Consider the following 9,115-nt stretch of genomic DNA (forward strand, 5'->3'; position numbering starts at 1 on the left):
GAGTGCACAGGCTTCGACAGGCTCAGCCCGAACGGATTGGGGACGAGTCGCAGATCAACGTCGTGCGCGGCCCGTCCCCGCCCCCGTTCGCCCTGAGCTTGTCGAAGGGCTGCCACCACAGGGCGTGTGTGCCCAGGCTTCGACAAGCTCAGCCCGAACGGTCTGGGGGTTGGGACTGCCCTGTGGGGTGAATGAAAAGGATGGAGTTGCGACACAGGCATCACCGCTTCCCCCGCTGCATAAAGGCCACCGCGATGATCACGAAGCCCTGCACCGCCGCGTTCAGATACACGCTGATGATGCTGGTCAGGTTGAGGATGTTGCTGATGACGGACAGCAAGATCGCACCCACCACCGTACCGGTGATCGTGCCCGCCCCGCCCTTCAAAACCGTGCCGCCCACGATGACGGCCGCGATCGCCTCCAGCTCCCACAGCAGCCCCGTGGTGGGCGATGCCGACCCCAGACGCGGCACATACAGCAGCGTGGCAATGCCCACGCACACGCCGAGCAGCATGTACGTCAGTATCTTGATCTTGTGCACATCTACCGCCGCGTACTGCGCCACCTGCTCGTTGGAGCCGATGGCCTGCACATAGCGGCCATACGCCGTGCGGTTCAGGATCACGCCGCCGATGACAGCCACCAGCAGGAAGATCCACACGGGGATGGGCACGCCCAGCAGGTTGGCGTAGTACACCGGGCTGTAGATGTCCGACAGATCGTTCTCCAGCGTGATGGCCCCGCCGTTCGAAAAATACGTGAGGTACGCGCGGAAGATGCCCAGCGTGCCCAGCGTCACGATGAAGGGCTCGATGCGCCCCTTGGTGATTAGCAAACCATGCACCAGCCCGAACACCGCGCCCAGCACCACGGCCAGCAACATGCCCACCACCACAGCCGCCATGGGTGAGCCCAGCAAGGGCGCCATCGCGTTCATGAACAAGATGACCGAGCCCGCGATCAGCGCCGCCATCGACCCCACCGACAGGTCGATGCCGCCCGAGATGATCACAAAGCACATGCCCACCGCAATGATGCCGATGAAGGCCGTGCGCGTGAGCACGTTCATCACGTTGTCGTAGGTGGCGAAGTTGCTATTGAGCAGCGTGCCGGCAATGCACAGCAGCACCAGCCCGATGACCGGGCCCAGCCCGTGCAGCTTGCCCCACCAGGCCATGGCGCCGCCGTGGCGGCCTGCACCGGGTACGGCGGTTGCTGCGGCAGCCGCTGCGGTAGTTGCGTTTTCAGCGGGTACCTGTGGCATGTGCGATCAACTCCTCTTCGGTCAAATTTGGCTCTTGGAGCGTGGTCTGCAGCCGCCCGGCGCGCATTACCGCCACGCGGTGGCACAGGCCGATCAGCTCCATCAGTTCGGACGAAATCACCACCACTGCCAGGCCCTGCTCGGCCAGGCGCTGAACCAGGTGATAAATCTCGCGCTTGGCGCCCACGTCCACACCGCGCGTGGGCTCGTCCAGCACCACCACGCTGGGGCCGGGGTGCAGCACCTTGGCCAGCGCCAGCTTTTGCTGATTGCCGCCCGACAGGGATGACGCCCGCACATCCAGCGACCCGGTGCGGATGCCGAACTCCTGCACCGCATCGCGCAGCGCGGCCTGCTCGGCTGTGGGGTTCAGCCAGGGCTTGGCGTAGCGCTCCAGCGCCATCAGCGTGAGGTTGGGCCGCAGGCTGAAGTGCACGTGCAGACCCTTGCCCTTGCGGTCTTCGCTCAGGTAGGTCAGGCCATGGCGCGCCGCATCGCGCGGGCTTTTCAGCTGCACGGGTTTGCCAGCAATCTCCACCGTGCCTGCAGAGCGCGAGCGCAGGCCCAGCAGGCCTTCAAACAGCTCGGTGCGCCCCGCGCCCACCAGCCCGGCAAAGCCCAGAATCTCGCCGCGCCGCACTTCAAAGCTCACGTCCTCTGCCCAGCCGGGCACCGTCAAACCGCGCACCTTGATGATGGGCTCGCCCGCCGGTGCAGGCAGCTTGGGTGGGAACAAATCCGCCAGCTCGCGGCCCACCATCAGGTTGGCCATCTGCCGCCGCGTCACGCTGGCCGTGGGCTCGCGCGCCACCAGCAGGCCGTCGCGCATCACCACCACCTCGTCGGTGGTGCGCTCCACTTCGTCGAGCTTGTGCGATATGTAGATGATGGTCACGCCCGACGCCTTCAGTTCGGCCATCAGCGCAAACAGGCGCTCCGTCTCGCCCGGGGTCAGCGTGGCCGTGGGCTCGTCCATGATCAAGAGGCGCGCATTGCGGGCCAATGCTCGGGCAATCTCCACCAGCTGCTTTTCGGCCACGATGAGTTTGCGCACGCGTGTGTCCGGGTCCAGCTGCAGGCCGACTTGCGCCAAGGCAGCGCGCGTCTTCTCGCGCATCGCCTTGTCGTCCAGAAAAGGGCCGCGCTTGATCTCGTGGCCCAGGAACACGTTCTGCGCAATCGTCAAATCGTCCGCCAGGTTGAACTCCTGGTGGATCAACACAATGCCCTGCGCCTCGGCCGCGCGCGATCCACCACCGGGGGCGCGCACCGCGCCGTCCACCACCACCTCGCCGGTGGTGGGGCTCTCGTACCCCGCCAGAATCTTCATTAGCGTGGACTTGCCCGCGCCGTTCTCGCCCAGCAGGCCGTACACCCGGCCCGGCTGCAGCGCAAAGCCCACCCCGTGCAGCACGCGCACGGGGCCGAACTCCTTGGTCACATTGCGGAACTCGACAGCAACACTCATCGCATCGCTCCTGCCGTTGCAACGCCAACCGCTGCGGTCGGGCGTGAAGAAGACCGCACCAAACTTTCCTGCATCGCCAGCACGCCCGCACCCACCACGCCCGCATCGTCGGCCAGCGGCGCGTATTGAATCTCCAGGTGCCGCGTGGACAGCGCCAGCGACCGGTGGTAAACGCTCTGCCGCACCGACGCGAGGAACAGCGGCCCCATGTCCGTCACCCGCCCGGCGATGAACACATGCGACGGGTTGAAAAAGTTGACGATGGACGCCAGCATCTGCCCAACCAGGCTGCCAGCGCGCTGGATGATCGCGTTGGCCGCCACATCGCCCGCCCGGCTGGCCTGGGCCACGTCCTCGGTGGTCAGCGTGCCGGTGGCCAACAGGCGCTCGGCCAGCATCGCGCTCTCGCCGCGCTCCACGGCCTCCATCGCCATGCGCGCCATGGCGGGTGCAGCGGCCATCGCCTCTACACAGCCCTGGTTGCCGCAGTGGCAGCGCGGCCCGGCCTGGTCTACGCAGATGTGGCCCACGTCACCGGCCGACCCATTGGCGCCCCGGTACACCTGCCCGTGGCACACGATGCCGCAGCCGATGCCCGTGCCCACCTTGATCACGAGGAAGTTGGGCAGGTTGCGCTGCAGCCGCCACAGCTCGCCCAGCGCCATCAGGTTCACGTCGTTGTCCACAAACACCGGCGCGGCGAATGCCTCGCGCAGGTAGTCGCGGATGGAAAAGCCGTCCCAGTCGGGCATCAGCGGCGGGTTGACGAGTTGCCCGCTTTCAAAATCCACCGGCCCCGGTAGCCCCATACCGATGGCAATCACCTGCGAAGCCTGCACCCCACAGCGTGCCAGTAGCTCCCGCATCAGCCCTCGCACCCGCGCCAGGATCACGCCCGGCCCCTGGCGCACATCAATGGGCTCGCGGTGCCGCGCCAGCACCGTCATGTCTGGCCGCATCACCGCGACTTGCATGCTGGTGGCGCCCAGGTCGGCGCCAATCACCACGCCCAGGGTTTCGCTCAAACGCAGGGTTTCGGCCCGCCGGCCGCCAGAGGACTCCTGCAGGCCTACTTCGTCGAGCAGGCCCTCATCCAGCAGCGCCGCGACCATGGCGTTGGCCTTGCTCTTGGAATAGGCCAGGCGCTGCGCCAGCGCATTGCGCGACGCGCCGGCGGACCAGAAGATGGTCTGCAAGACGTCCAGGTCTTCGGTGCCGCAGTGACTCCAGCGGGTGGATGGCAAGGCTTGTCTCCTGTCATGTTTTGTGCAGCACCTCATGGGGGTGGGTGCTTGACAGGGATGCTATGCGGTCTACTTTGGCCGGGCAAGACTTAACTTTGACCTAATTTAAACCAAACATAGGAGGAGAAAGCTTCTTCCTTTGCTTACCCGTGCGAAATCAAGCTGTGAGTGGTTATTTCGGCAACGACGTTCATATAGAACGGATCAGGGAGTCAAATTTATCCTGAATGTGGCTTTCTTTGAAAACACCATTAATTGCTTGGCGCAGGAATACCTCCAAGTCTCTTTGCGTCAAGAGCAAAATTAACCCAGACTGATTTTTATTGACAACGTTTGAAATATGCCTTAAGTAAGAGTCTTTTATCTCATTTCCACGAAAAAATATAATTCCGAATCGGCCAAAATTTTCACTAAAATAATACTGAACTTGGTGAAAATCATCTGCAGCCAGATCTACATAATTTTTACATTCAAAAACAACTTGCGTAGCGCCATATTTAGACCTAACAACATCCCAGAATCCTCCGCTAGCTCTATTAGATGCAATCCAGTCTCGAATCTGAGAACCATCTGACGTGCGGCATTTTGGCTGAACATTTGTGAGTGAACGAAAGAAGCAGAGCTTTATTGCTTTTCCAACAACCTCTTCAAATGCTTGAGCGCCTGGAGATCCCAAAGGAAGCGTTTTAAGATCTTCAAGAACTCTCTTAAGCTCATCTTTATATTGATCAAATCGATAATTATCAGGCAAATCCTCAAGAATCCCTTCATGCTTTAGCGAGGTGTCCTCCGAAACTGCTTGGATCAGAATGTTCCTCAGATTCAGCGCAGGCCTATATGTCGGATGCACGACAAAATGAGTTGTCTGATCTATTGGCAACTTAGCATTCGAATCTTTGCCCGGCTCCTTAAAAAACGTTCGTCCTGATCGGCGAAGACCTAAGAACCCGATTCCGTAGAGCAATTCAACAAGTCTTGATGCGGTCGTATAATCAAAAAACCAAGAAGCACAATGTTTCTTTATTTTTTCATTAACGAGCAATTTAGCTATAAAGTCCTCAATACCTATAAGGGAATATTCATTCCCCAGTCCATAGAATAATTCCAGCAACACGCTTATATTTGGGTAATTTTCAGCGAACTCATCTCCAAGGTCCTTGAGCCGACTAGTGCTGTATCGCCGGGAAGCGGCTTCAACATCTTCCAACATCATGGTTGGATGGCCAGAATTTATGGCTGCTTCGATTGCATAGCTGGTGAGCATTAGGACATCGCGCGGCCGATGCTGGCACAACGACATTACAGCCTCTCTACTACTTTTCTCCGCGGACTCTTCAAAGAAGGAACTCCATGCTTCACCGCCTAGTTTTGGTTTCGTAGAAAACGGCCTCACGAGACGCCTCTCTACAAGCTCTACAAGCTTCTGTTCTGACCAATCAAGAAACACAACGGCTGTCTCAAGCCGGGCAAATTCGTTGTCTAGGGAGCGAATTCGATCATAGATATTTTCCCGAATAAATATGTAAGGACGAACCGCCGGCGTGGATGCGCAAAGCCTGACCGTCGCATGCATCAGGGCCATTAGGCAAATAATTGCCGACTCAGATCCGTCCCAGGACTCATCCAATCGATCAATTAGCAACGTAACTCGCAGTCCACTTTTATCTCCAAGTGAATTCAACTCTGAAGACAATTCTTTACTACGATTAATCTGCCTCAGCCATAGTTTGTCCTGCGATTTTGAATATGCATCAAATATTTCTTGCGTCAAGCTTAAAACGCGTTGATCAAAATCGCAATCTTCGATCAGATTTCGTTCTTTCGTTATAGTTGGAGGAAGTGCTCGGTCTTTCACACGGCCTGTAGCCAACAGATGCCTGACACACTCGTCCAGTAAAGCTCGTTCGAATGTATGCGTAAGAGATTTGAACGGTCGCTGTCTCGTATCGCGGAACTCCTCATGCGCCAGAGGCAACTCCAAAAGGTCAAAGATTTGCGGAACTATAGAAACAGAGTCCGTCGTGCGTCGAAGAAGTTCATAGGTAATTGCCGTTTTCCCAGCGCCCCGGCGTCCCACAAAAAAGCACTTTTGCGATGCCTGATCAAGAGCGGCCAGAGCTGCTGGCGTTGAGACGAAAAGCTCTGGCTCATTTCGAATCAAATCGTACTCTGCAAAAGCTTGACCAATTTGAATACGCTCTAATGCCTTTTTCGGCAGAATAAAATTCGTTGCCATCTAAATCCCCCCAACGTCGTGATTTTCTTGAACGCAGTGCTTTGTGCAGCTTTAACCAAAGAGCATAGATCAATCAACCAGCGTTGAGCAATGGAGATTTGCGCTCAGAAAACGCCGCCCCGCCGCTTTTTTTGAAAGGTATACGCGGTCATGTGTTCACCCGAGCGACCCGACCCCGAAACACGAGCTTCATACAAAGCCTCCGTGATCGCTGGAGCCCGCCGGCCAAAGAATCGCCTCAACTTCCTCCAGCGTCAGCACAGCCAACTCCGCAGCAATCTTGTCCCACCCCCTGGCCGTATGCTCCGGCGCCATGCTAGACGCCACCTGAAATGCCGGTTAGCGCGACCCGCACGCGACGGAGGGGCTGGAAGGTTTGCTCTGCATTTGATAGCTATTAGCGCTTTACCAATAAGCGCCAGAGCCTGTTTTCACTCATATTTCCGCGAGGCATGTGCTTGCCTGCACTGCATGGAGTGCCTCGCCCGGCTAAGTTCCCGCACGCCGATAGCAAAGATCACGCGGCGGCACGCCCACCGCTTCGCACCACCGACGGTAATCCGCCCGCCGGTCGGCCGTGGTGATTCGCTGCAGCACTGCATGGTGTGGCCCCAGGTATTCGACACTGCCCTTGACCACCACATGCACCAGCAGCTCTTCGGTCCCCGTCGCCTCCCACCAATCCACATTTCCCGCGGGCTCGGGGATGTAGTCGCCCGGCCGCACCACGCGGCCATCGTTCAGGCGGCGCTCGCCCGCCAGCGTCAGGGCGTGCACTTCGCCCGTGTGGCGGTGCAGGCCCAGCCGCGTGCCGGGCGACAGGCGCATCAGCTCCACCCAACCGGCATCGTCGGGCAAGAACTGGATGGGCAGGGACCACTTGCCTTCGCCTTCCGGAATCCAGTCCGGCAAGCCTGCGCGCTCCAACGTCTGGGCCACGATCACATCGGCAAGGTGGTTGTTCGTTGTCGTCATCGTCATGTCGGTGCTCCTGGGTAGTGATTGATTTATTGATTGATTGCTTATTGGCCGGGATGCTGGTGGCGGTACTCCTGCGTGCGGCCGCCAAAGCCGTAGGCGGCAGCGCGAACGTCCTGCACGTAGACGTAGCTTTCGGGGTGCAGCGCGCCCAGCAGGCCTTCAAAGGCTGCGAACGCCTCGGCGATGTAGCGCGCCTTCTCGGCCTTGGTGTTGGTCTCGTCCACCACCTTGACGTCGAAGTAGAAGCTCGACTGTTTCAGGTCGGCCAGCGACCGGCCGGCGACGTACCAGTCGGCCGGGTCCACAAAGGTGATCACCACGGCGGTGAGGTCGCGCCGCTTGCCGAGCACGCGGGTGGTCAGATCCAGCAGGGTTTCTGCAATGCGGGCAGACAGCTCGGGCGTGCGTTGGGCAGACACTTTGACGTTGAGGATGGGCATGGAGGGCTCCTGTTGAATGCGTTGGGTCGAAGGAGCCTTCACTGTAGAAATTGCGCCCCGCCACGGAAACCGCCGGTGGAGATAATGGCTTTTGCTCCGCACGCAAAGGCGCGCTCGATGAAAAACGCTTTCTTCCTCCCCGATCCGGCCGACCTGCGGTGGCTGGTGCGGTCGCTCGATCTGCGCTCGTTTTCTGCGGCGGCGCGCGAAATGGATGTGGCGGTGTCGGTCGTCGCGCGCGGTGTGGACCGGCTGGAGGCCGGCTACGGCGTGCGCTTGCTGCGCCGGTCCACACACGGCCTGTCGGCCACGCCCGAGGGCGCAGAACTGGCGCAGGAAGCGCGTGCCTTGCTGGCGCAGCTGGAGGACATCTCCGCATCGCTGTCCGACCAGCGCAACCGCGTGGCGGGCACCTTGCGCCTGGCCTCCAGCCAGGAGATCTGCGAAGCGCTGGTGTTGCCCCACCTGGCGGACCTGCAGGCGCGCTACCCCGCGCTGCGGGTGGAACTGCTGGCCGATGACCGCGTGGCCGACCTGGTGACGGAGGGCATCGACGTGGCGCTGCGCACCACCGTGGGCCACAGCGACCTGGTGGTGGCGCGCGAGTTGGGCCGGTTTGAGCGGCGCCTGTACGCGGCCCCTGGATATTTGGAACAGCACGGCACCCCCTCCGACCCCAGCGATCTGCAGCAGCACCACACCGTCACGCACACCGCGCAGGGGCCGGCGGTGACCTGGGCCTTTCGCAACCCGCAAGGCAAGCCGCTGGAGGTGACCGTGCGCTCGCGCCTGGCCGCCAGCAGTTCAGCCCTGGTGCACCACGCACTGGTGGGCGGCGCGGGGATCGGCATGCTGTCCAGCCCGCTCGCGGCGGCCGATGTGGCGCAAGGCCGGTTGGTGGAGGTGCTGGCGCCCTTTGCGTCCCGCACGGTGCACACGCTGTACGCGGTGTCATCACCGGGCCGGCGCAATGCGGCCAGAGTAAAGGCGGTGATTGATTTTCTGGTGACGGCGTCGAAGGACCGGTGGGAGCTGGCGCCTGTGCGTTGAGGGGCTCTTGTGCCACATCGGCTGGCTGGTACGGGGGTTGCTGACCTGGTGCTGCAGCAAGCCGGTTTGGAGATCAGCCGGGCGCGGTGCTTGTGCGGTTCCAAGCACTGCCCGCTTCCAGCGATCACTGATTACTGACTACCGATCACTGTTCGCATCGGCATCACTGGATTGAAACAACCGTTCGGGCTGAGCCTGTCGAAGCCTTGCGCGGCGCTTCGACAGGCTCAGCGTGAACGGTTTGGAGTCATTGGGCGCCGCCTTCGTTGGACGCCGTTGCCACCCAGCCCCTGAACGCAAACCCCATGTAAAACATCCGCACGTCGCTGAACCCGGCCTCCCGAAGAATCGCCTCGTCCTCCTGCGGCGTCAGCACCGCCAGCTCCGCCGCCACCTTGGCCCGCCCCCGGTCGGCCATCTCCGGCGCCA

7 protein-coding genes and 1 pseudogene are annotated in these 9,115 nt (G+C 60.6%); 1 reads left to right on the forward strand and 7 read right to left on the reverse strand.

Going from position 1 to position 9,115, the window contains the following annotated elements; translation table 11 throughout:
- Nucleotides 1–220 precede the first annotated feature (220 nt).
- The 6 genes from ACK41V_RS22600 to ACK41V_RS22625 all read right to left on the reverse strand — a co-directional run bounded on the left by ACK41V_RS22600 (nt 221) and on the right by ACK41V_RS22625 (nt 7,636).
- Complete coding sequence (locus ACK41V_RS22600) at nt 221–1,267, reverse strand: ABC transporter permease (RefSeq protein WP_409785774.1); 1,047 nt, start codon at nt 1,265–1,267, stop codon at nt 221–223.
- The gene (locus tag ACK41V_RS22605) at nt 1,248–2,735 is read right to left on the reverse strand and encodes a sugar ABC transporter ATP-binding protein (protein ID WP_409785776.1); all 1,488 of its coding nucleotides are present in this window, start codon (nt 2,733–2,735) and stop codon (nt 1,248–1,250) included. Before ACK41V_RS22605 ends, ACK41V_RS22600 begins: the two co-directional genes overlap by 20 nt.
- Complete coding sequence (locus ACK41V_RS22610) at nt 2,732–3,979, reverse strand: ROK family transcriptional regulator (RefSeq protein ID WP_409785778.1); 1,248 nt, start codon at nt 3,977–3,979, stop codon at nt 2,732–2,734. The genes ACK41V_RS22605 and ACK41V_RS22610 overlap by 4 nt, the downstream gene beginning before the upstream one ends.
- Before the next feature lie 190 nt (nt 3,980–4,169).
- Nucleotides 4,170–6,215 (reverse strand): P-loop ATPase, Sll1717 family, encoded by a 2,046-nt coding sequence (locus tag ACK41V_RS22615; protein WP_409785780.1) that lies wholly within the window; start codon nt 6,213–6,215, stop codon nt 4,170–4,172.
- 489 nt (nt 6,216–6,704) lie between these two features.
- Nucleotides 6,705–7,196 carry a cupin domain-containing protein gene (locus tag ACK41V_RS22620; protein ID WP_409785782.1) on the reverse strand — a complete coding sequence of 164 codons (492 nt, stop codon included), beginning with the start codon at nt 7,194–7,196 and terminating at the stop codon, nt 6,705–6,707.
- 41 nt (nt 7,197–7,237) lie between these two features.
- Nucleotides 7,238–7,636 (reverse strand): tautomerase family protein, encoded by a 399-nt coding sequence (locus ACK41V_RS22625; protein ID WP_409785783.1) that lies wholly within the window; start codon nt 7,634–7,636, stop codon nt 7,238–7,240.
- 117 nt (nt 7,637–7,753) lie between these two features.
- On the opposite strand from ACK41V_RS22625, the gene ACK41V_RS22630 reads away from it, so the two are divergent.
- Nucleotides 7,754–8,686 (forward strand): LysR family transcriptional regulator, encoded by a 933-nt coding sequence (locus ACK41V_RS22630; protein ID WP_409785785.1) that lies wholly within the window; start codon nt 7,754–7,756, stop codon nt 8,684–8,686.
- Between the two features lie 247 nt (nt 8,687–8,933).
- On the opposite strand, the pseudogene ACK41V_RS22635 reads toward ACK41V_RS22630, so the two are convergent.
- Nucleotides 8,934–9,115, reverse strand: a pseudogene (locus ACK41V_RS22635) (hypothetical protein); the annotation flags it as partial.

Origin of the sequence: Acidovorax sp. (genome assembly GCF_046291265.1) — a bacterium.
GTDB lineage: Bacteria > Pseudomonadota > Gammaproteobacteria > Burkholderiales > Burkholderiaceae_C > Acidovorax.

What these genes read in the sequence shown, in the direction of transcription:
- ACK41V_RS22600 (WP_409785774.1), bottom strand. Translation starts at nt 1,267, where the DNA reads ATGCCACAGGTACCCGCTGAAAACGCAACTACCGCAGCGGCTGCCGCA.
- ACK41V_RS22605 (WP_409785776.1), bottom strand. Translation starts at nt 2,735, where the DNA reads ATGAGTGTTGCTGTCGAGTTCCGCAATGTGACCAAGGAGTTCGGCCCC.
- ACK41V_RS22615 (WP_409785780.1), bottom strand. Translation starts at nt 6,215, where the DNA reads ATGGCAACGAATTTTATTCTGCCGAAAAAGGCATTAGAGCGTATTCAA.
- ACK41V_RS22620 (WP_409785782.1), bottom strand. Translation starts at nt 7,196, where the DNA reads ATGACGATGACGACAACGAACAACCACCTTGCCGATGTGATCGTGGCC.
- ACK41V_RS22625 (WP_409785783.1), bottom strand. Translation starts at nt 7,636, where the DNA reads ATGCCCATCCTCAACGTCAAAGTGTCTGCCCAACGCACGCCCGAGCTG.
- ACK41V_RS22630 (WP_409785785.1), top strand. Translation starts at nt 7,754, where the DNA reads ATGAAAAACGCTTTCTTCCTCCCCGATCCGGCCGACCTGCGGTGGCTG.